General features: G+C 41.4%; 21 protein-coding genes and 1 riboswitch. Of the genes, 14 read left to right on the top strand and 7 right to left on the bottom strand.

What is annotated here, in order from left to right:
- Window positions 1–7 precede the first annotated feature (7 nt).
- A complete protein-coding gene (gene trxB / locus HMPREF9145_RS03760; protein WP_021824879.1) occupies window positions 8–946 on the bottom strand; it encodes a thioredoxin-disulfide reductase in 939 nt (312 codons plus the stop codon).
- 163 nt (window positions 947–1,109) lie between these two features.
- On the bottom strand, window positions 1,110–1,664 hold the full coding sequence (locus tag HMPREF9145_RS03755) for a glutathione peroxidase (RefSeq protein ID WP_007135550.1): 555 nt from the start codon (window positions 1,662–1,664) through the stop codon (window positions 1,110–1,112).
- A gap of 359 nt (window positions 1,665–2,023) precedes the next feature.
- Here HMPREF9145_RS03755 and HMPREF9145_RS03750 point away from each other — a divergent pair, with 359 nt between their 5' ends.
- The 4 genes from HMPREF9145_RS03750 (at window position 2,024) to HMPREF9145_RS03735 (ending at window position 5,153) form a co-directional block, all read left to right on the top strand.
- A complete protein-coding gene (locus HMPREF9145_RS03750; RefSeq protein ID WP_021825102.1) occupies window positions 2,024–2,563 on the top strand; it encodes a lipocalin-like domain-containing protein in 540 nt (179 codons plus the stop codon).
- Between the two features lie 37 nt (window positions 2,564–2,600).
- Window positions 2,601–3,239, top strand: coding sequence for a hypothetical protein (locus HMPREF9145_RS03745; protein WP_021825013.1), 639 nt, complete (start codon window positions 2,601–2,603; stop codon window positions 3,237–3,239).
- 1,022 nt (window positions 3,240–4,261) lie between these two features.
- Window positions 4,262–4,732, top strand: coding sequence for a transcription elongation factor GreA (greA, locus tag HMPREF9145_RS03740; protein ID WP_021824937.1), 471 nt, complete (start codon window positions 4,262–4,264; stop codon window positions 4,730–4,732).
- Window positions 4,733–4,760: 28 nt separating this feature from the next.
- The gene (locus HMPREF9145_RS03735; protein WP_021825099.1) at window positions 4,761–5,153 is read left to right on the top strand and encodes an HIT family protein; all 393 of its coding nucleotides are present in this window, start codon (window positions 4,761–4,763) and stop codon (window positions 5,151–5,153) included.
- Window positions 5,154–5,303: 150 nt separating this feature from the next.
- On the opposite strand, the gene mutY is transcribed toward HMPREF9145_RS03735, so the two are convergent.
- Entirely contained in the window at window positions 5,304–6,335 is a 1,032-nt protein-coding gene (mutY, locus tag HMPREF9145_RS03730; RefSeq protein ID WP_021825064.1) for an A/G-specific adenine glycosylase, read from the bottom strand.
- Between the two features lie 104 nt (window positions 6,336–6,439).
- Between mutY and HMPREF9145_RS03725 the strand changes: the two genes are divergently transcribed.
- Window positions 6,440–8,635, top strand: a complete 2,196-nt coding sequence (locus HMPREF9145_RS03725) for a helix-turn-helix domain-containing protein (protein ID WP_036906408.1) — start codon at window positions 6,440–6,442, stop codon at window positions 8,633–8,635.
- A 127-nt stretch (window positions 8,636–8,762) separates the two neighbouring features.
- Window positions 8,763–9,164, top strand: coding sequence for a hypothetical protein (locus tag HMPREF9145_RS03720; RefSeq protein ID WP_021824878.1), 402 nt, complete (start codon window positions 8,763–8,765; stop codon window positions 9,162–9,164).
- A 1-nt stretch (window position 9,165) separates the two neighbouring features.
- Here HMPREF9145_RS03720 and dacB read toward each other — a convergent pair whose 3' ends face one another.
- The 4 genes from dacB to HMPREF9145_RS03700 form a co-directional block, all read right to left on the bottom strand.
- Window positions 9,166–10,428 (bottom strand): D-alanyl-D-alanine carboxypeptidase/D-alanyl-D-alanine endopeptidase, encoded by a 1,263-nt coding sequence (gene dacB, locus HMPREF9145_RS03715; protein WP_021824816.1) that lies wholly within the window; start codon window positions 10,426–10,428, stop codon window positions 9,166–9,168.
- Window positions 10,425–10,814, bottom strand: a complete 390-nt coding sequence (locus HMPREF9145_RS03710; protein ID WP_036906406.1) for a PH domain-containing protein — start codon at window positions 10,812–10,814, stop codon at window positions 10,425–10,427. Before HMPREF9145_RS03710 ends, dacB begins: the two co-directional genes overlap by 4 nt.
- 221 nt (window positions 10,815–11,035) lie before the next feature.
- Window positions 11,036–12,496 carry an aminoacyl-histidine dipeptidase gene (locus tag HMPREF9145_RS03705; protein ID WP_021824886.1) on the bottom strand — a complete coding sequence of 487 codons (1,461 nt, stop codon included), beginning with the start codon at window positions 12,494–12,496 and terminating at the stop codon, window positions 11,036–11,038.
- Between the two features lie 33 nt (window positions 12,497–12,529).
- Window positions 12,530–13,519, bottom strand: a complete 990-nt coding sequence (locus tag HMPREF9145_RS03700) for a lysylphosphatidylglycerol synthase transmembrane domain-containing protein (RefSeq protein ID WP_021825152.1) — start codon at window positions 13,517–13,519, stop codon at window positions 12,530–12,532.
- 617 nt (window positions 13,520–14,136) lie between these two features.
- A riboswitch (purine riboswitch) is annotated at window positions 14,137–14,233 on the top strand.
- A 15-nt stretch (window positions 14,234–14,248) separates the two neighbouring features.
- On the opposite strand from HMPREF9145_RS03700, the gene HMPREF9145_RS03695 reads away from it, so the two are divergent.
- The 8 genes from HMPREF9145_RS03695 (at window position 14,249) to HMPREF9145_RS03660 (ending at window position 20,969) form a co-directional block, all read left to right on the top strand.
- On the top strand, window positions 14,249–15,598 hold the full coding sequence (locus HMPREF9145_RS03695) for an MATE family efflux transporter (protein ID WP_021824889.1): 1,350 nt from the start codon (window positions 14,249–14,251) through the stop codon (window positions 15,596–15,598).
- Between the two features lie 350 nt (window positions 15,599–15,948).
- Window positions 15,949–16,746: a 16S rRNA (adenine(1518)-N(6)/adenine(1519)-N(6))-dimethyltransferase RsmA gene (gene rsmA / locus HMPREF9145_RS03690; RefSeq protein ID WP_021824945.1), complete on the top strand. Its 798-nt coding sequence runs from the start codon at window positions 15,949–15,951 to the stop codon at window positions 16,744–16,746.
- Window positions 16,743–17,219: a GAF domain-containing protein gene (locus HMPREF9145_RS03685; RefSeq protein ID WP_021824999.1), complete on the top strand. Its 477-nt coding sequence runs from the start codon at window positions 16,743–16,745 to the stop codon at window positions 17,217–17,219. The genes rsmA and HMPREF9145_RS03685 overlap by 4 nt, the downstream gene beginning before the upstream one ends.
- A 45-nt stretch (window positions 17,220–17,264) precedes the next feature.
- Window positions 17,265–17,825, top strand: coding sequence for a ribosome recycling factor (frr, locus tag HMPREF9145_RS03680; RefSeq protein WP_007135566.1), 561 nt, complete (start codon window positions 17,265–17,267; stop codon window positions 17,823–17,825).
- Window positions 17,826–17,833: 8 nt separating this feature from the next.
- The gene (gene rsgA / locus HMPREF9145_RS03675; RefSeq protein WP_021824922.1) at window positions 17,834–18,766 is read left to right on the top strand and encodes a ribosome small subunit-dependent GTPase A; all 933 of its coding nucleotides are present in this window, start codon (window positions 17,834–17,836) and stop codon (window positions 18,764–18,766) included.
- 206 nt (window positions 18,767–18,972) lie between these two features.
- Window positions 18,973–19,476, top strand: a complete 504-nt coding sequence (locus HMPREF9145_RS03670; protein WP_021825112.1) for an RNA polymerase sigma factor — start codon at window positions 18,973–18,975, stop codon at window positions 19,474–19,476.
- Complete coding sequence (locus HMPREF9145_RS03665) at window positions 19,473–20,204, top strand: hypothetical protein (protein WP_021825149.1); 732 nt, start codon at window positions 19,473–19,475, stop codon at window positions 20,202–20,204. Before HMPREF9145_RS03670 ends, HMPREF9145_RS03665 begins: the two co-directional genes overlap by 4 nt.
- Before the next feature lie 108 nt (window positions 20,205–20,312).
- Window positions 20,313–20,969: a hypothetical protein gene (locus tag HMPREF9145_RS03660; RefSeq protein ID WP_021824807.1), complete on the top strand. Its 657-nt coding sequence runs from the start codon at window positions 20,313–20,315 to the stop codon at window positions 20,967–20,969.
- Window positions 20,970–21,066 lie beyond the last annotated feature (97 nt).

The following is a 21,066-nucleotide window of genomic DNA, read 5'->3' as shown; positions in this document are numbered from 1 at the left end:
GTGAGTTCTATTCACCCAGCTCGCTTAAATAGGCTTGTGCATCCAAGGCGGCCTTTGCTCCAGTGCCTGCTGCGATAATCGCTTGCTGGTAATGAGGGTCACATACATCACCGGCTGCAAACACTCCTTCGATATTTGTGGCTTGCGTTTGGCCCTCAATCTTAATGAATCCTTGTTCATCAAGCGCGATACTGTCTTTGAAAATGGCTGTTTGTGGCTTATGACCAATGGCAAGGAAGAATCCATCTATAGGCAAATCATACTGCCGTTCGTCACTTTCGCCTTTACGATACACCACATGTGCGCCCTCAACTCCATTGTCTCCATAGAGTCCAAGTGTGTTGGTTTCATAGAGGATTTCAATGTTTTCGGCAGCTTCAACGCGGCGTTTCATGGCTTCAGAAGCACGCAAATAGGGCTTGCGCACTATCATATATACCTTTGAACAGAGTCCCGATAGGTAGTGAGCTTCCTCACATGCCGTGTCACCTCCACCTACAACAGCTACCACTTTCTTGCGATAGAAGAAACCATCACACGTTGCACATGCGCTGACTCCTTGCCCCATATACTTCTGTTCGTCAGGAAGTCCAAGGAATTTTGCCGTTGCTCCTGTCGCAATAATAACGCTATCAGCAGCTATTTCCTCGTTCCGATCGGTTGTAAACACATAGGGTTTTTGAGAGAAGTCGGCTTTAATGATCTCGCCATCTCGCATGTCAACACCAAATCGTTTGGCTTGTTCTCGAAGCTCAATCATCATCTGATTGCCGTCAACACCATTGGGATAACCTGGGAAATTGTCTACAATTGTGGTCTGAGTAAGCTGTCCTCCCGCCTGCATTCCACAGTATTCTACGGGTTGAAGATTAGCTCTTCCAGCATAGATTGCTGCAGTATATCCAGCAGGTCCACTTCCAATAATTAAGCATTTTATATGTTCCATATGCTGTTCTCGTACTAATTATAATGTAAAATTATTCTTTGTATAACGTAATGTTACTCTTTATATAATGTAAAATTATTCTTTTTATAACGTAATGTTACTTTTTCTATAATGTAATCTTACTCTTTTTATAATGTAAAGTTACTTTTTATATCATGTAAAATTACTCTTTCAACAGTGCTTCTATCTCTGCTTTGATGTGCTCAAAGTCCTCCGTTGGTTCGAAACGAGCAACAACTTGTCCCTTCTTATTAATGAGAAACTTCGTAAAGTTCCATTTAATCTCGGGACTATCCTTATAGTTTGGGTCTGCTTCTGAAAGCATTTTATCCAATATTGGGTATATAGGATGGCTCTCATTCCAGCCTGCAAAGCCCTTCTGTTCCTTTAGAAACTTGTACAAAGGTTCGGCATCTTCGCCGTTAACTTTAATCTTTTTAAAGCGTGGAAAGGCTGTATTGTAGTTGAGTTTACAGAATTGATGTATGCTCTCATCAGTGCCGGGAGCTTGTTGTCCGAATTGATTGCAAGGGAAATCTAATACTTCAAAGCCCTTAGAATGATAGTCTTCATAAAGCTTTTCAAGTTCTTCATACTGCGGAGTAAAGCCACATTTCGTTGCTGTATTTACGATAAGAAGTACTTCATTGGCATATTCTTTCAGTGAAACATCGGCACCTTTTCTGTCTTTTACAGAAAAATCATAAACTGTTTTCATTTTAATTTTATTATTTATTGATACAAATTATAATCTAATATCTCGCATACGACAAATAATGTGCCACTTTTTTATATTGTCATTTCTGTCATACACGCTTTCACAAAGATAGTGATTATAATCGAATATCAATCAGACGGCGTTCAATGTTAACTCAATTTTAGATTCGATGTGTGTTTCTTCGTCTCCTAACTGCCACCTTGTCATTTGCTTTTTAGCGTCATTCAGCGCGTTTCTCCCAATCAAAGAGGGAAATCCCTATCATGGAATATGGAAATTATATTTTAAGGTTCATAAAATCATTCTACTTTTGTATCAGTGAAATTAAAATGAAGTGTAATCATTAAACTCATGTTATTATGAAACGATTTACGACAATATTCTCCATAGTTCTTATCACAATGTTTTCTGTTGCTTTGGTTTCTTGTGACGAAGATGCCGAAGTTGCTGCCACCTTAAACGGCACATGGCAGGGCAATGTCTATGTATCTTCGAGATATAATGACCGTGAATATAAAGCATCGGAAAGCAAAGTGCAGTTCAATAGCGGTTATAACTCGGGCGATGGCTATTGGGTTGACTACTACAGTAATGCCCCTTATGACTATCAAGCGAGTCACATCACGTGGCAAGTAAGGAACTCTAACATCTATATTCACTTCATAGAAGAGAATACTGACATAGTAATCTATAATTATAGTCTTAGCGATGACCGTCTGTCGGGATATATTCGAACGAACACTGGCAAAGATTTGACCATCACACTTTACCATACTTATTCGCCAAACTGGAACGATTATAATTACAACAACTATTATTCTGATGGCTATTATGGCTATGCCAAGAGTCGCAGTGCAGTCAAATCAGAAAGCCGTCCACAACGATTCTTCGCTGAATAAAAGATAAATCATTTGTTTATTAAAATAGAATTAGGATATGAAAAAGCTCACTAAAATCTTATTTTTGCTGTTGATAGCATCTGTTTCCATAGCATTATCAAGCTGTAGTTCAGGCTCAACATACTATGAAGACAATCAAGACTGGTGGTCGAATAATTCAGATGGCAATACAGATAGCGATGTACAATACCTCAAAAACTTAGCCAACACCCTGCGAGGACACTGGGAAGGCGCGATGAGATATGAGTATAATGACGACAACGGACAACGCACCATCGCACAATTTAACGCACAATTAGAGTTCGATCAATATGATGCAACGGGACTGAAAGGCCGTGGTCGTGAGATAGATACAGCCACTTCAAATGGTAATACGCAATCACAAACCCTCTATTTTACATGGAAAATCGACAAGACTACAAGCGATATCTATGTCACTTATGATGGTTCTAAGAAGAAATATCGCATCACTTTGCTCGATAAAACAAGTAACATGCAGAGCTATCTTGATGCAAACCGCTTTGAAGGTACTATGATAGGAGTGAATAACAACGAGTTTATCGACTTCAAACTTGCCCGTTATAGTTATGCAAAATCTAATGATATCGTCTTCAGTCGTGCCTCACAAACACGTGCAGCCGGCATCAAAATAGAGAATAAAATCGTTAAGAGATAGACTTCAAATGGGCGGAATGGTGTGCCAATGACATGCCTTTCGCGCCCTGTCTTACCTGAGATGTTATCGTTGATTGCACAAGATTAAAGGATGATGAAAATGAAGTCGACGTGTGAGCGCAAGCAAACTACAAACTTAGCCATAATATATTGAAACTTGCTTTCAATCATTCGCCCGCACAAAATGCGGGCGTTTTTTGTGTTTTTGTATAAAGAAGGAGTGTAGGATAAAAGCATTTTATACATCAATAAAATAGAAGTTGAAAGGCCGTTTCCAGCAAGTTGTAAGGACAGAAAACGGCTTTTATTTTATGCTTTGTAGCATTGTCCGTCGCAATCTGCGTCATTTCATGCTGTCATTTGCGTCACTTTATGCGCTAATTTGCGTCATTTCGTGCACTAATCTGCCTCATTTTACCTCGCTTTTGATTGCACCTTTCCCACCTCCTCCATAGGAGAGGAGAGCTAAGTTGTGTGGGGGTAGGGAATGAGGTAGGATGAGGCTGTGGGGCAATGGTTGCAGTTGATGAAACGATTTGAGGACTATTGTTTGTGATTTAGCTTGATTTCTCTTCACAATACAAATGATTTCTGCTTAAAACGACTTTTGAAAGTTCTTGGGTTTGCTGTTTTTCGGCGTTACAAACTGGCTAAAAACAAAAAAGGGGCTCCGCTGAGTCCCAATCTTTATTAACCTTAAATCTAATACTATGAAAAACACATTGCAAAGTTACTCCATTTTACTAATCTTGTCAAGTCTATTATCTATAAAAGTAATTTATAATAGTTTTAATTGATTTATGTCAACTTTGTGTACGCAAACAAACCCATTTGAACTTGCCGTTTTACGCAAAAGATATTTAAAAACTTGTTTTATTCAGATTTAATCTCTATCTTTGCAGCAGATAAAACACAAAGAGTAGAAAGAGGATTTGGAATTCCGACAGAGACAATATGTCGGAATTCTTATCTTATTGTTTACTCTTACAGCGTTCAATTTATATTAAACAAACAAGAAAGATTATGGCTTACATGTCACAAGAAGGCTACGACAAACTTGTAGCAGAGCTCAAACGGCTCGAATCAATAGAGCGTCCTAAGGCATCAGCCGCAATTGCTGAGGCCCGAGATAAAGGCGATTTAAGTGAGAATTCAGAGTATGATGCGGCCAAAGAAGCCCAAGCTCATCTTGAAAGTAAAATCAATAAGATGAAGCTTGACATTGCCGAAGCAAAGATAGTTGACGTGTCTCGTTTAAGCGCGGATGCCGTTCAGATTATGTCAAAGGTAGAGATGACCAACATGTCTAATAAGTCTAAGATGGTATATACTATTGTAAGTGAAAGTGAAGCCAATCTAAAGCAGGGCAAAATCAGCATCAAGACGCCTATTGCTCAAGGCTTGTTGAATCATAAAGTCGGTGATGTTGTAGAGGTAAAGATACCGCGTGGCGTCATCAAACTACGCATAGATAAGATTAGTATCGAGGCTTAAGCTTTGCAATAACATAAAGATTACCGCAATGAGTACGATATTTTCAAAGATTGCTGCAGGCGAAATACCCAGCTATAAGTGTGCAGAGAGCGACAAATTTTATGCGTTTCTCGACATTGATCCAGTCACAAAGGGACACACTTTGGTTGTTCCACGTCGCGAAGTAGATTATATCTTCGACATGGATGATGATGAATTGGCTGAGTTTCAGGTGTTCGCTAAGCGTGTAGCCAAGGCAATCAAGGCTGCCTTTCCATGCAAAAAGGTGGCTGAAGTAGTGCTTGGTTTGGAGGTAAATCATGCGCATATACATCTTCTTCCGATGAATAGTGAGGCTGATGTAGACTTCAAACATCATGTGAAACTAAGCGAAGAAGAATTTAAGGAAATAGCAGAGAAGATTCGGAATGAGTTTAAGTAGGAAACATACCTGTGCTTGTCTAAGGGCCGAGAAGGCTAACTGACAAGTTAAGGATACTGAATTTCTGAAACGAATTAATTTAGTTGACGATAAGGAAGGCGTTACTTTACACGATGTAGAGTAGCGCTTTTCTGTTTTCTTTGTAGGCATTCATGGTCTGATTCCTTCTCTTTGAAGGGGTTGAGCAAGGTTTATCAGCTTCTCCATCAGCCTTGGTATGCCATAGTTTTCGATGTCTTTTTCATCTATCCAGATAAAATCTTCAGGCAAAGCAGGCTTTTCTTTTGGTGAGAGGAGATAGAAGTCGGCAAGTAGAATGCGGTGAGTGAGCACGTGTTTCACCCCTTTTTGCAGTAGAACGGCAGTTTTTCGGAGTCGTGGAGTGAGATGTTCGGACTCGGGAACTGTCCATAATCCTTGCCATATATCACCGCTTCCACGTTTATGAATGGCTGTTTTCCCGTTCCACCTTATATAATATAAGGAGAGGTTTCGCGTCAGTACCTTTAGTGTTTTTAGTTTAACGGGCAGTTGATCGACTCTGTTTTCGCGCCTCGCAACACACGTTTCGGCTAATGGACACCTTGTACATTGCGGAGCTTTTGGGGTACATAGCGTTGCACCGAAGTCCATAACAGCTTGGTTATAGTCAGCTGCTGCACCCTCAGGAAGGTGCTCTTGGGCCAAAGCGGCAAAGAGTTTAACTCCCTCGGGAGTGTTCATTGGCGTGTCAATACCAAAGTAACGCGCCAGCACACGATAGAAGTTGCCGTCAACAGCAGCCACTTGAAGACCAAAAGCGAAGCTTCCGATGGCTGCAGCAGTATAGTCTCCCACGCCCTTTAGACGCTTAATGTCGGATAAAGTGTTGGGAAACTGACCTAAAGTAACAATCTGTTGTGCCGCCTGATAAAGGTTTCGGGCACGCGAATAATAGCCCAATCCTTGCCACATACGCATCACTTCGTCTTCAGTTGCAGCCGCAAGATCTTCTACATGCGGCCATTTCTCCATGAAACGCAACCAATATGATGTGCCCTGGGCTATGCGCGTTTGTTGTAAAATGACTTCACTAAGCCAGATAGCATAGGGATCTTGCGTGGTGCGCCATGGTAAATGACGTCCATGTTTGCTATACCACGTGAGTAAAGTTGATGTGAAAAGCGATGGATTTGGCTTCATATTCATGCAAAGTTACTACTTTTTTCAGATAAAATCAGTATCTTTGTGAGATAAATCCCCTTGGATTTCGTAGTGAAAGAAAGTTTGAATTGTCACAGAATATCATGCAGACGAATATAGAATTAGAGCAAGCTTGGGAGTTTGTTGAACATACAGGAACGAGTATTTTCCTAACGGGTAAGGCCGGAACGGGTAAGACTACATTCCTTAAAAGCGTTGTAGAGAAGAGTCAAAAGCGCTTGGTTGTGGTTGCGCCTACAGGCGTTGCAGCCATCAATGCACGTGGAGTGACCATTCATTCTTTCTTTCAATTGCCGTTCTCTCCCTACATTCCGAACACTATAGTCAAAGGAGAGTATGGCGTATCTAAGGAGAAACGTAACATCATTAGAACGCTTGACCTGCTTATTATCGATGAGATTAGTATGGTAAGGAGTGACCTTTTGGATGCCATTGATGCCGTGTTGCGTCGCTTTAAGAATCCAATGAAGCCGTTTGGAGGCGTACAACTGTTGATGATGGGTGACCTTCAACAACTCACTCCCGTAGTAACTGAGGAGGATTCTAACATGTTACGACCTTATTATTCGACGCCATACTTCTTCGGAAGTCATGCACTTTCAGAGATACCTTATGTCACAATAGAACTCAAACACGTTTATCGTCAGCAGGATAATGACTTTCTTGAGCTCTTGAATCATGTGCGTTTAGGGTGTACAACTGCTGCAGATCTGGAGCTGTTGAACGGCAGATATCAATCTGATTTCCATCCAAAGACCGACCAAGGTTACATCAGATTGACGACTCATAACGCTATGGCTGATCACTATAATGATAGCCAACTTGAGCAGCTTTCATCTACTTCATATAACTTTCAGGCTGAAATCAAGGGGACTTTCCCTGAATATAGTTACCCAACGAGTGAGGTTTTAACGCTCAAAGAGGGTGCACAGGTGATGTTTGTAAAGAACGATTCGTCTCCACTTCGACAGTATTATAATGGTCGAATCGGTCAAGTGAAGCGTATAGATGATGAGAATATCATCGTACATTGCCCCGAAGATAACTTTGATATCATTGTAACGATGCAGGAATGGGAGAATACTCGTTATGTGATTAATAAGGAAACAAAGGAAATAGAGCCTGAAATCCAAGGTGTGTTTCGGCAGTATCCATTGCGTTTAGCGTGGGCAATTACAATCCATAAGAGCCAGGGTTTGACGTTCGAACGAGCCATAATAGACGCTGGTTTGTCGTTCGCCTCGGGCCAAGTTTACGTGGCTTTAAGCCGTTGTAAGACGCTAAATGGCCTCGTACTTGCCTCTCGTATCGATGAGAAAGCAATCATAAATGATCAAAGAGTGAAGGAGTATATCTCACGACAAGAGGCAGAAGCGCGTCGCAGTATAGGGCTTTTAGAGTTTTATAAGCAGGACTATTATAAGCAATTACTGATGGAACTCTTCACATTTACAGACATTTTGCGGGCTGAAGAGGCGCTTTGTCGGGCGGCGATAGAATGGCTTCACGCTTATCCTAAACTCACTTTATTGCATAAGGCCACATTAAAGAGTATGCAACAACAAGTCGGAAGTGTTGCAATGAAGTGGCTTTCAGTCATCAATCAATCTAATTTTGACCAACTGAATGAGGTCGAATTCTTAGACAGAGTGAAGCGAAGTGCGGGCTATTTTAATGCAACGTTGAACACCTATATACGCCCTTTGTTAGATCAAACGGCTGAAATCAAGGTGGAAAATAAGCATGGTGCTGAGCGGTTGCAAGTCACTTTTGACGATCTTCTGTTAGCTTTCTTGACAAAACACTACTTACTTGATGAGGTTTATAAACGAGGTTTCAAGGCCGAACGCTATCTGAATCTTCGGCAAACAGCCTTTCTTGATGCGCTTGATGAGGTTGCTCCACGAGGCAATCAGTCACGGCGCAGGCGTAAATCAAAGGCAGAAGAGCCTACTCCTAAGCCCAAACGGGAAGATACAAAGCTTGTTTCGCGCTGTATGTTTGACGCTGGTAAGACGGTGGGGGATATTGCTGTAGCACGCAGTTTGACAGTTTCAACGATTGAAAATCATTTGGCTTACTATGTAGAACAGGGGGAATTGAAGGCTATTGACATTATAGGAGCAGAAAGATATAAGGTGGTTAATGCCGCCATTACTATGCTTGGGACGAGTGCCGACATGAAAACCATTAAGGAAAAGTGCTCGAATGATATCACGTATGGCGACATAAAAGTCGTTATTGCGGAGAAAAACTGGCAGTCTTCTAAGGGTAAATGAGTCTTGAAATGAATGTTTTGATACAACGACTGAAAGCAAAAGGTGAGCTTTTCTAAATCATTTTAGCCTGCTTTCTCTATGTTGTTATGGAATAAAATCATTATTTTTTGCTAAATTTGCAAGTGATATGAAGAAGATTTTTCTATTTGTTTTATGCGTCGTTGCTGTCATGTTGGCGTCTACTTCATGCCGATTTGCACGTGTAGACAACCCAGGTGACACTGTTGCAGCCATCGAATTTGACCCAACTATCGGTCAAAAGGTTCGTCGTTCTCATACATCTCAGGATTCAACGGCAATGCAATCAGCAGTTGATAGCACGGACATTTACTTCATTGGAGAAGGCAGTTCACGGCAACTTCTGCAATTAATTTCTTATCCAAGTAAGCGTGATACCATTACTTTTTCTAAGGCTCGGCACATCAAAGTAAAAGGATGTGCCGACTTTGGACGTGTCGTTCGCATTGGATTCTATCGTCTTCCATCTGGCGATTCGATTGTAAAGACCGTAGAAGAAGTAAAGTTTTAAATCAGTTTGGAGCACAAAGCGCGTTGCAAACTCTATCTTGAAAGGCTCTGCCATTACGTCCGTGCATCACTCCTTGGTTAATAATTGCAAAGCAAAGTGTGTGTCCATTGGCCGCTTGGCAATAGCCGGCGAGACTACTTATGCCTGTAACCGTTCCAGTCTTTGCCTTTACATTGTCGCGTGTAAAGGTTCCTTTCATTCGCTTTTTCAGTGTTCCGTCAACGCCAGCAATTGGTAATGCCGGCATCAAATGATGGCGTATGTTATCATTTTTATAGGCATAACGGAGCATTTTTACCTCTAATTCTGCACTAACATAATTGTAAAGGGAGAGTCCAGAACCATCGGCGAACTTATATCTTGAGGCATCTAAGCCAATCTTATCTACCAAACGGCGTTCTACATTGCGTGCACTCTTTGCGGAAGCAGGGTGATTTCCCGTGCTCGCGGCTATCTGATAATACATCGCTTCGGCATAAAGGTTGTTGCTTTCCTTTAGCATTCGCATCAAGATTTGGTCTATAGTATGAAACCGATTGACGATACAAAAGGCATCAATTGGTTTGCGTTTCTCGTCTATTGTGGCATCAACATAGACGCCATGTGACGTGAGTGCATCAAGGAAACGAGCCATAAAGATGTCCTTTCCCCCTACAAGTAGCGGTGTCAATACAGGGTTTTTGTCATCCCAACACCATCCTTCTCCGTATTGTTTTGAGTCTTTCATGCTCAAATCTGCATAGAGATGGCCTTGTATAGTGTCTACTCCCATCTTGCGAATAGCTTCTACAAAGGCGTTAAGATCATCGGTATTGAATCGCGGATCAAAGCCTCCTACACAATAAATATCACCAATCAGTTTATTGTTTTCAATTTTTCCAGTGTAACAAAGCTCTGTTCTGAACTGGTAATCTCCACCTAATTGGTCTATTGCAGTGATAGCCGTGATGAGCTTCATTGTACTTGCTGGGCGCATCAGTTGACGTTCGTTGTACGCAAAAATGGTACTATCAGCGTCAAGATCATATACCATCAATCCCAATTGTGAAGTCTTTAGAAGGTCACTTTCAAGTAAGTTTGTTAACTTATGCTGTACATTTTGCGGCCAAGGTCGAATGATAGTGTCGTTCAAAAGCGGACTAATCATGGCCGAATCTGCCACATCACTCTCATCATTATCCTCTATTGTTTCGTTCTCTATCTGTGAAAATGCAGGCAAAGCAAGCATAGATAGCAAGAGAAATAGATATTTTATGTAGTTCATTGTCTTGTTTTTAGTTCGGCCAAAAAAGCCTTAGTGTCATCAGGTTGCAAGCTGATGAGGCGGTTAGGTCCATACTTTACGAGCAGATATTGGCTCGCTCCAAAGGCTGTTTGCAGTGGAGTTATCTGAACGATATCGGCAATTCGGATGATGCGTCGACGGGAGAGGCGACCTCGTTCAATACATAACACCTCATTGCCTGCGTCATCCTGCATAAAGGTATAGGTCGTATGAAGTACTCGTTCAACCATTAAGACAACGAGAACTGCCGTCACAAAGCCCGCGAAGGCCTGCAAATGCCAAAAACACCAAAGTGAAAATAGCGTGAATGATGCTACTGCACATTTGGCAACGGGCGTTATCTTGTGATGAAAAATGCGATTCATTGCGTTAAAAAAAGCCTATACGCGTGCAAAATTAATAAAAAGAACAGAGACAAAAGTCAGTTAGCTTGTGTTTTAGATAAATTTGTTATCCATTGCAATTTGTTAGTATTCATGGCATCGTTGGCTTGGGATGTAAACGAAAGGAGACATATCCTACCTCCCTATATATAATAAGGTGGCAAAATATGTCTCTTTATTTATGTTACGCTTGAATAGCGTTCTTACTTCACAGGCACTTCAATGAGCACTTGCTTCAATAGTTTCCAGAAGGGTTCTATGGTCGAAACTTGACAACGTTCGTTTGTAGTGTGCGGACTACGGATAGTTGGTCCGAGGCTCACTACATCCATTCCTGGATATTTTCCCAAGATAATTGAGCACTCAAGTCCGGCATGATCTACCTGAACTACAGCCTCTTCACCATTCTGTTCCTTATAGATTTTCTTCAATAAATGCAGGATTTCACTATCTGGATTGGGGTCCCAGCCACCATAACTACCAGCTGTTTCCACCTTCATTCCAGCCATATTGAAACAGCTTTCGAGGGTTTTTACGATATAATCTTTCATGTCTTCACGTGACGAACGCGCAAGAATCTTGAAGGCAGCCTTGCCATTTTCGATGTTAATGATAGCCAAGTTGCTTGATGTTTCGACTACATCGGGGTAGGAAGGAATCATTCTTATCACGCCATTATGACATGCATAGATGGCATCAATGAGGTTATCTTGAATCTCAACTGGTACTTCAAGTTTCGGAGTTTCTATCTCTTCAGCAAAAAACTCAATACTATTTTCGATGTTCTTATATTCATCTTCAAAGTCTGTTTTCCACTCGTCAACCAGTTCTTTCACTGCTTCCACGTTCTCTTTTGGCATTGTCAACACCACTTCTGCCTTGAAAGGAATCGCATTTCTCATGTTTCCTCCGTTCCAAGTTACTAAGCGGGCTTCACATGTTTCGATAGCTTCGCGGACAAAACGCACCATGAGTTTGTTGGCGTTTCCACGTCCTTCGTGAATCTCTAAGCCTGAATGTCCGCCACGAAGTCCCTTTAATGTCACCCTCAAAGCAGCGTCTTCTGGGTCTGTTTCCACCTCTTTGTAGTCGAGAGTTGCTGTGATATCAATACCTCCTGCGCTACCAATGACAAACTTACTCCATGTTTCTGAGTCGAGGTTTAGCAAGATATCGCCATGCAATTCGCCTTCAGGAAGGTCGTTGGCACCATACATTCCAGTCTCTTCATCGGCTGTGATGAGGGCTTCAACTGGACCATGTTGAAGGTCGGTTGCCTCCATAATAGCCATGATAGCAGCCACACCAATGCCGTCATCTGCACCAAGTGTTGTTCCTTTTGCCCTCACCCAACCTTCTTCATCAATATAGGTTTCGATGGGATCTGTTTCAAAATTATGGTTGCTTTCAGGCGATTTCTGTGGCACCATGTCCATATGTGCCTGCAAAAGTACGGTCTTTCGGTTTTCCATTCCTGGCGTTGCAGCCTTTCGCATGACTACGTTGTTGCCCTCATCTATAAAGGCTTCAACGCCAACGCGCTTTGCGAAATCGAGTAAAAACTGCTGAACTTTCTCCAAATGTCCTGATGGACGTGGCACCTTTGTTAATGCATCGAAGTTTCGCCAGATGCAAGTTGGCTGTAGATTTGCAATTTCATTCATAATATAATGATTTAAATGATTGAATAATCAGTGTTAAGTTGTGGCACGACGCTTAGTGAATGCCAACGCAATCCAAGCGTAAAGACCAAGTAAAATAACGAGGAATGTCTGCACAGTATGCACGATAAGGACGAAGTAAAGCGCATCCGTTTCGCCAACACCATATAGGATTAACATTGTCTTTACAGCGAAATGCCAAGGTCCTGCGCCGTTAGGTGTGGGCACGATTACAGCGATACTACCGACTATAAACGTTACCAATGCGCAGGAAAGTGATAGGGATGAGGTAGCTGAAAAGCAGAAGAATGTGAGATAATAGTGTAGAAAATAGCTCACCCATATAGCCAATGTATAGAACAAAAAGAGTGGAATGTTGCGCACATCTTTTAGTGAACTAACCCCTTGCCAGATGCCTTTCAGTGTGCCTTTTACCTTGTTAATGAAGCTCAATCGACGCAGAAGATAGTATAACAGCACAAGAACTGCAATGCCACACAAGGCTGTTACCAACCAGCCGGTAAGCGAAAAACTCATAAAAAGCGTATCAATGCGCGTACCTGTCTTGGCGAAGAAGCGTGTGAAAATAGGTATTTGGGAGAGAAAAGTGAGGAGGGCTATGAGCAAAACCAACAGAGAATCAATGGCGCGTTCAGTCACTACGGTTCCTATGGCCTTGGGAAACGAAATGCCATCATAATGTTTTAGCACGCCACATCGTGCGAATTCACCCATTCGAGGCACTACAAGACTGACGGCATAAGATAGGAATATGGAGTTAACGGCAGTCGAATTGCGTGGTGTTTCACCAATAGGTTCGAGCGTCTGTCGCCATCTCCAACCGCGAAAAGCCTGTGCCAAGATGCCGAAAGGAAACGATAAGAGCATCCATATCCAGTTCATCTTGTGGAACAAAACATCACTGATGCTGTGGAAATCGAAGTCCCGATACATCCAATAAAGAATGGCACCACTGAGCAACAGCGGCAAAACAATCTTGACAAATTTAGCTGATATCTTCTTCACTTTATTGTTTTAATGTTACAAATTTATACAAAATCACTTAAACTATGGCAAGATAAACGATGTTTAACGAAATTAAATAAACCGCAATTCTTAATTTCTTGTGTGATGATATAAATGGTGTAATTTTCTTAACAAATAGCCTTTGAGAAATGGGGTTATTGAAAACAAAAGGCCTGTTGGCTGTAAATAGGCGAGTTTTACGTGAGGTTTGTAAGGTGCTGAGAATGAAAGCATTGCATGAATAAAGGCTAAATGTAGCCTAAAATGACATGAGCAAATGGACTTGTTTGACGCAAATGGCATGGTGATGAGCATCAAAAAGGGGTGTAAAATGATGGAGAATGTTGTATGATTCAAGGCAAAGCGGGTTGTAAAATGACTTAAACGGCCGAAAAATGGGAGGCAAATGGCGCACTTATGTCAAGCAATGGGGTTTATTGCTGTATTGAAATCATGTTTCTTTTTCTATTTCATCATGATTTAAAGCGTCTTTTTTTAGCAGTATTTCTTTACAACTTCAGTTTGCGATTTGATGTTTATGGTTTGTTATGGACGTTTGTTTTATGCTTTAGTTTGTGGGAAATCTTCATTCATTCTCTTGCATTTTTCTGTTTTTTTCCTTACCTTTGCCACGCTGTTATATAGGTCTGTAATGGGTCAGACGTTTCTACCGGTTACCGTAAATACCCGTCTATAGCAGCTATTTATAATGTAGAAACAAATAAACACATGTTAGATTATCTCAAAAAGTATACTGCACAGTATCCTTATTTGGTGCGTATTGGCGTGCCTATAACGATTGGTCAGCTCGGTGTTATTGTGCTTGGGTTTGCTGATACATTGATGATTGGTCACCATTCTCTACAAGAATTGGCTGCGGCGAGCTTCGTAACAAACATGTTTACGCTTGCTTTGCTCTTCGGACTTGGCTTTTCTTATGGGCTGACGCCTATCATTGGGAAACTCTATGGGCAGGGAAAGAAGGACGAAATTGGGGCTGCTTTGAAGGTGGGTTTAGCCTCGGGAGCCGTTCTTGCGTTAGTGTTGATGTTGGCGATGGGCTTACTTTATCTCAACATTGGCCGTCTTGGACAGCCTGAAGAGTTGCTTTCGCTGATGCGACCCTACTTTGTTGTGAACTTTGTTTCCATCCCTTTTGTCGTACTTTTCAATACAATGAAGCAGTTTTATGACGGCAAAACAGAGACCATAGTGCCTATGATGGTGATGATAATCGGTAATGTTCTCAACATCATTGGTAATTACTTACTCATCTATGGCAAGCTTGGTTTGCCTGAATGGGGCTTGTTTGGTGCAGGCGTTTCAACGTTTTTGTCGCGCGTTTTCATGTCATTTGTGCTTGTCATCTTATTCTTTCGGCGTCGCTATTCGGCCTATCGTAAGGGCTTGTTTGAAGCAAAAGTCAGCAGGAAAGACTTTATTTACCAAAACAAACAGGGTTGGCCTTTGGCCTTACAAATGGGGATGGAGACAGCCGCTTTTAGTCTTTCGAGTGTCATGGTGGGTTGGATTGGAACGGTTTCTCTGGCTACCCATCAGGTGATGTTAACCATAAGTCAGCTTGGTTACATGTTATATTATGGTATGGCGGCAGCCGTTGCGATTCGTGTTAGCTATTATCATGGTCAGAAAGATTATGCAAATTGCAACACAACCGCACGTGCAGGCATGCAATTAATCCTATTGATGGCCGTTGTCGTTAGCATTCCGATATTTTGTTTTCGCAATGTAATTGGCGGCTTGTTCACCGACTCTCAGGAAGTTATTGGCATGGTTTCATTGACGATTATCCCATTTATCATCTATCAGTTTGGCGATGGTATGCAGGCCAACTATGCCAATGCTTTGCGTGGTTTGTCGAATGTTAAGCCGTTGATGCTTGTAGCTTTCTTGGCCTATTTCGTCATAACACTGCCTTTAGGCTATGTACTTGGCATTGTGTTCAATGGTGGTTTGGTTGGCATTTGGAGCGCTTTCCCCTTTGGTTTAACGGTAGCTGGGGTATTATATCGGATGTATTTCCAGAAAACACTACGCAAAGAAGAGCGTTTGATATAGGTCAATAAAATACAAGAAAATAGTAGTTATTGTGTGATTTGTTTGCGTACACATCAAAATCATATTACCTTTGCATCGTGAAAATTAAAGGATAACAATTAAAAGAAAGGTAAAGATTATGGTAACATTAATGTCATTTGCCGTTGTTGCAGTAATGGTTGCACAGGCAATTAACTTAAGCGGTAAGCTTCGCTAATAGCGAAGACCGCTCATTGAAAAGCAAATTATTAGATTAGATATTATAAAATGGCACATTGGAGCATGCTCTGATGTGCTATTTTTTTATGCTTTTATTTTGAAGGTTGAGGCTTATTGTTTAATTTTGTAGCCTATAACACATCCTATATTGCATGAAATTAGTAAGAGCAAAGAAGCATCTTGGACAGCATTTCCTTACAGATTTGAACATCGCTAAACGCATAGCAGACACTGTTGACGCTTGTCCTGCGATACCAATCCTTGAGATTGGCCCCGGAATGGGCGTGTTAACACAATACTTAGTGACGAAGAATCGTAAGGTGAAAGCGGTCGAAATAGACCGCGAATCAGTGGCATTTCTGCATGAGAAATACCCTGAATTAAGAGATAATATCATTGGAGAGGACTTCCTACGCATGGACCTTTGCAAGGTGTTTTCACATGAACCCTTCGTGTTAACTGGCAATTATCCCTATGACATTTCATCGCAAATATTCTTCAAAATGCTTGATAACAAAGACTTGATTCCATGTTGTACGGGCATGATTCAACGTGAAGTGGCCCTCCGAATGGCTGCCGGACCAGGCTCAAAAGCCTATGGTATACTCTCCGTCTTAGTGCAAGCGTGGTATGATGTGGAATATCTCTTTACGGTAGATGAGTCAGTTTTCAACCCACCTCCTAAGGTAAAGAGTGCTGTTATCCGTATGATGCGTAACCAAGTGAAAGAACTTGGTTGTGATGAAAGACTCTTTAAGCGATTGGTTAAGACTGTTTTTAACCAGCGAAGAAAGATGCTTCGTGTAAGCATTAAGCAGATGTTTTCAAAAGAACAGCCTGCAAGTGCGGAGTTCTTCACGTTAGAAATGATGACGAAACGGCCAGAACAACTCAGTGTTCGGCAGTTTGTTGAATTGACAAACCTTGTAGAAAAGGAGCTGAATCGATGACTTCGAGTGAGAAAACACAGGCTTATGAGACGCTTTGTAAACAGATAGCGCAACTCATTTTGGGCGAAAAGAACGTGACAAGTGTACTTGCTAATGTTGCGTCTGCACTTCATTTTGCCTTTCCCGAACGCTTCTTTTGGACAGGTTTTTATTTAGTTCATGGAGAAGAATTACAGCTTGGACCATTCCAAGGCACTGTAGCGTGCATGCACATTGGGCGTGGTCGTGGGGTGTGTGGAACGGCTTGGGCGGAAAACCGCACACTGATTGTCGACGATGTTGAGGCATTTCCGGGGCACATTGCATGCTCTTCATTGTCTCGTTCAGAAATCGTTGTGCCGCTTCATCAGTCGAATGGCAACGTCTGGGGCGTCATTGATATTGATAGCAAGATGCTTTCGGCCTTTGATTCTGTTGATGCTTACTATCTCGAAAAGCTTGAAAATATTTTAAGAAAAAGGTTGGAAGAATGAAAATTAATATCTAATTTTGTCGAATAGAAACCAAAACAATTAAATATGATAGATGTAAAAGCAACATTAAGTGACGCGCAAGAGCGCATGGAAATGGCCGCAATGTACCTTGCAGACGAGCTAACTCATATACGAGCAGGCCGTGCTAACACTGCAATTCTTGATGGAGTGAAGGTTGACTCCTATGGAAGTAAGGTGCCATTAAACCAAGTAGCCAACATTTCTACACCCGATGCACGTACTATTGCCATTCGTCCTTGGGACAAAAAAGCCATTAAGGACATTGAGAAAGCTATCATGGATAGTGGTGTTGGCATTACTCCTGAGAACAATGGAGAGGTGATTCGTCTTGGAATTCCACAGCCAACAGAAGAGCGTCGCAAGGAACTTGTGAAGCAATGTAACAAGATTGGCGAGCGCACTAAAGTCGAAGTGCGCAATGTTCGCGGTGAAGTGAAAGACAAACTCAAAAAGGCGATTAAGGAAGGACTATCAGAAGATCTTGAGAAAGATGCCGAAAACGACCTTCAAAAGGTACATGATAAGTTCATAAAGAGAATAGATGACCTCCTCAATGAGAAGCAAAAGGAGATTATGACCGTATAGTTTGCACATTGAAAGGCTTAGTAATAAAGAACACTGGCAGCTGGTATTCCGTCAAAACTGATACAGGAAAAGTTGTCGAATGTAAGATTAAGGGCAATTTCCGCCTTAAAGGTATCCGCAGTACTAACCCAGTTGCTGTTGGAGATAATGTGGAAATAGCTCTTAATTCAGAGGGAACGGCGTTCATTACTCACATAGAAGAACGTCGCAATTACATTATACGTAAATCGCAAAACCTTAGTAAACAAAGCCACATTCTTGCCGCAAATGTCGATCAAGCGTTTCTAATTGTGACGGTAAACTACCCTCAAACCAGTACAACCTTTATCGATCGGTTCCTTGCTTCGGCTGAAGCTTATAGCGTACCTGTGGTACTTGTGTTCAATAAATGTGATATTTTATCGGATGATGAGCGCCATTACCAGCAGTCGATGATTCATCTTTATGAGACGATTGGCTATGAATGTCGTGAGGTTTCGGCTACTACTGGCGAGGGAGTCGATGGACTTCATGCGCTATTGAAAGGCAAAATAACGCTCTTAAGCGGTAATAGTGGCGTGGGAAAAAGCACACTTATCAACAAAATCTTACCCGAAGCAAACCTTAGAACGGCTGAAATCAGCGACGCACACAATACAGGTATGCACACAACGACATTCAGTGAGATGCTCGAACTGCCTGAAGGTGGCTATATTATTGACACTCCCGGCATCAAAGGTTTTGGCACTTTTAACATGGAACCCGAAGAACTTACAAGCTATTTCCCTGAGATTTTCCACTTCTCTAAAGGCTGTAAGTTCAGTAATTGCACGCATACTCATGAGCCAGGTTGTGCCGTATTGAAGGCTATAGACGACCATTTTATCGCCCAAAGTCGCTATCAAAGTTATCTAAATATGCTTGAAGATAAAGACGAAAACAAGTATCGTGAGGCCTATTAACCCTTGAATCACGACATAAAAATGCGTCTGTTCTTGCGTAAAGTCTTTGTTTATTTATCGGCGTTAGCCTTTGTTTGCGTGGGGATATGATTCATTTTTAATACTGGAGTGTATCAAAGTATTTAGCAATTTATTATTATTTTTTTCAAAAATCATCTTTACTTTTGAGCATTTTTTACGTCATTTATATGAACAGACAGTAGAAAATGGACGAAAAGGCCTATGAACATATAGTACAACTTGCAAGACCTGAGATTGAAAGTATCGTCAGAAGGTTTTTTGTTTCCCTACAAATGGAAGAGGAAATTGACGATGTTGTACAGGAAGTTCTCATCTTGTTGTGGCGCTATCGTGACCGACTTGACGAGGTCGAAAGGCTTGAAGCGTGGGTTAATCGCATGTCACGTAATCATTGCGTTTCACGCTATCGACAACTCAAAAGCAAAGGAAACGTGTCGCTTTCTGACCGAGATTTCATGGCCTCTGATAGTGCTTCTGCCATGTTGGAAGATACAGAATGGGGGCAAATGGGCCTTCGGTTGTTTAATCAATTGCCTAAAGCCACGCGCAAAATCCTTTATCTTCGTAATGTGGAAGGGATGACTTTAGATGATATTGCACTGCTTTTTAACCGACCGAAAACAAGCATTAAGACGTCTATTTCGGCTGCCCGCAAACAAATAACTGACCAATTAAAGCGATTGAGATGAACCAAACAACGATAGATAACAAGGCGGAACGCATGGCGTTAATACAGCGTTTTCTCAATGCAGAGACTTCTGTTGAGGAAGAAAAGGAGCTTAGTGGTTACTTCGCTACACATCAACCGGATGATGACGAACGTGAGGTTGCGCTGTTATGCAACACCATTCACAATACTTTTGCCTTTGAAGAAGAGTACGAAAGTGACCTTTCTGAAGAGTATGAAGCGATCATTCAGGGGCGAAAGTCACTGAAATCAAAGAAACTTATCGTTTATTTGTCGGGCATTGCAGCCTCAATCCTGGTGCTGTTTACAATTAGTTTTTATCTGAAATCCAATCAAACCGCAGTTGTTTCTAAGCTTTCTACGATAGAAAAGCATACCACCGGAAAGGCTATGGCACTTGTTTCGCCAGATTCAGTGAGTCAAAAAGCGATTGAAAATGATTCTATTTTTAGGACAATAAAGGCTAAAACTCCATATAAAACGAAACAGAATGTCAGTCCTAAGCAGGTAAAAAGGGCGATAAAAGAGCGTCTTTCTACTCCTGAAATGATAGGAAGAGTGCGTTATTTAGCTGATATTGCCCTTAAAAAAGATAAGGAAATAGAAATGATACCGATAGGAAATGCAGCGGTGATAGTGTCAGCTGATACTGCAACTCCTTATAAATTCTTAGCAATTCCGTGTGATAATGATGGCAATATGCAGCTGTTTGCATTAGAAGATGAGTAGGAATGGCGGTGTGTCTACTGGCAAACGAACTGGCAGTTTGATAGCAGGAGCGGGGCAATTTAGCTTTCTCCGTGTTTTAATAGAAGTTCATTTTTAAAAATATATAGTATGAAACGATTTATCATTACAATCTTTTGTGCCGCTCTCTTCATGGCTTCGAGCAGTGCACAAACGTCAAAAACCACCGAGAAATATATCATCGATGGGAGGGAAATAACCAATTTTGATGGTTCGCAACTAAAGGATAAGGTGATATTAGATTATAAAATAGAGCCTGGAACGGAGTGTTTCGTTCATCGGATAACAACGGCCGACAGCCTGAAAAACCTGAAAGTGAAGCTTGACGGTTGGAAAATTGATATCCCAAAGATTTTTGATGAGGGGGAGAATAAAGGCAAATATAAGCTTGTTATCAAGAAAGATAAGTTGCTATATATCGTAGATGGTGTTGAGAAGAAAAATGGATTGGAAGGTATTGACCTTACCAATATCGCTTCGGTGACTGTGTTTAAGCCTGGTTCTAAAGAGGCTTTATCTTATGGAGAGGCTGGAAAGAACGGCGTGGTTATTATTAAAACGCGCAAAGAAGACCACATTGTGTATATCATTAATGGTAAGAATGCAACGAAAATAGAGGTAGATAAGCTTGCACCTAACTTGATAAAGAATGTTATTGTCATGAAAAGGGGCTCGAAAGCTGCCGTGAAACTCGCCGGGAAGAAAGACGGAAATCAAAATGATTACATTTCCATAGAATTGAAATAAAATTCATGATAGCGATCATGATGGCGTGTCTTGCAGGCTGTAGTCTTCCTGTAAGACACTTTTTTTGTTTCAACTAATCTCTTGTAATAATGCAAAT

The organism is Segatella salivae F0493, from assembly GCF_000477535.1.
In the GTDB taxonomy this organism is placed as follows: Bacteria; Bacteroidota; Bacteroidia; order Bacteroidales; family Bacteroidaceae; genus Prevotella; species Prevotella salivae.
Note: the sequence above shows the minus strand (reverse complement) of the source record. Positions and strands in the feature narration are given on the sequence as shown.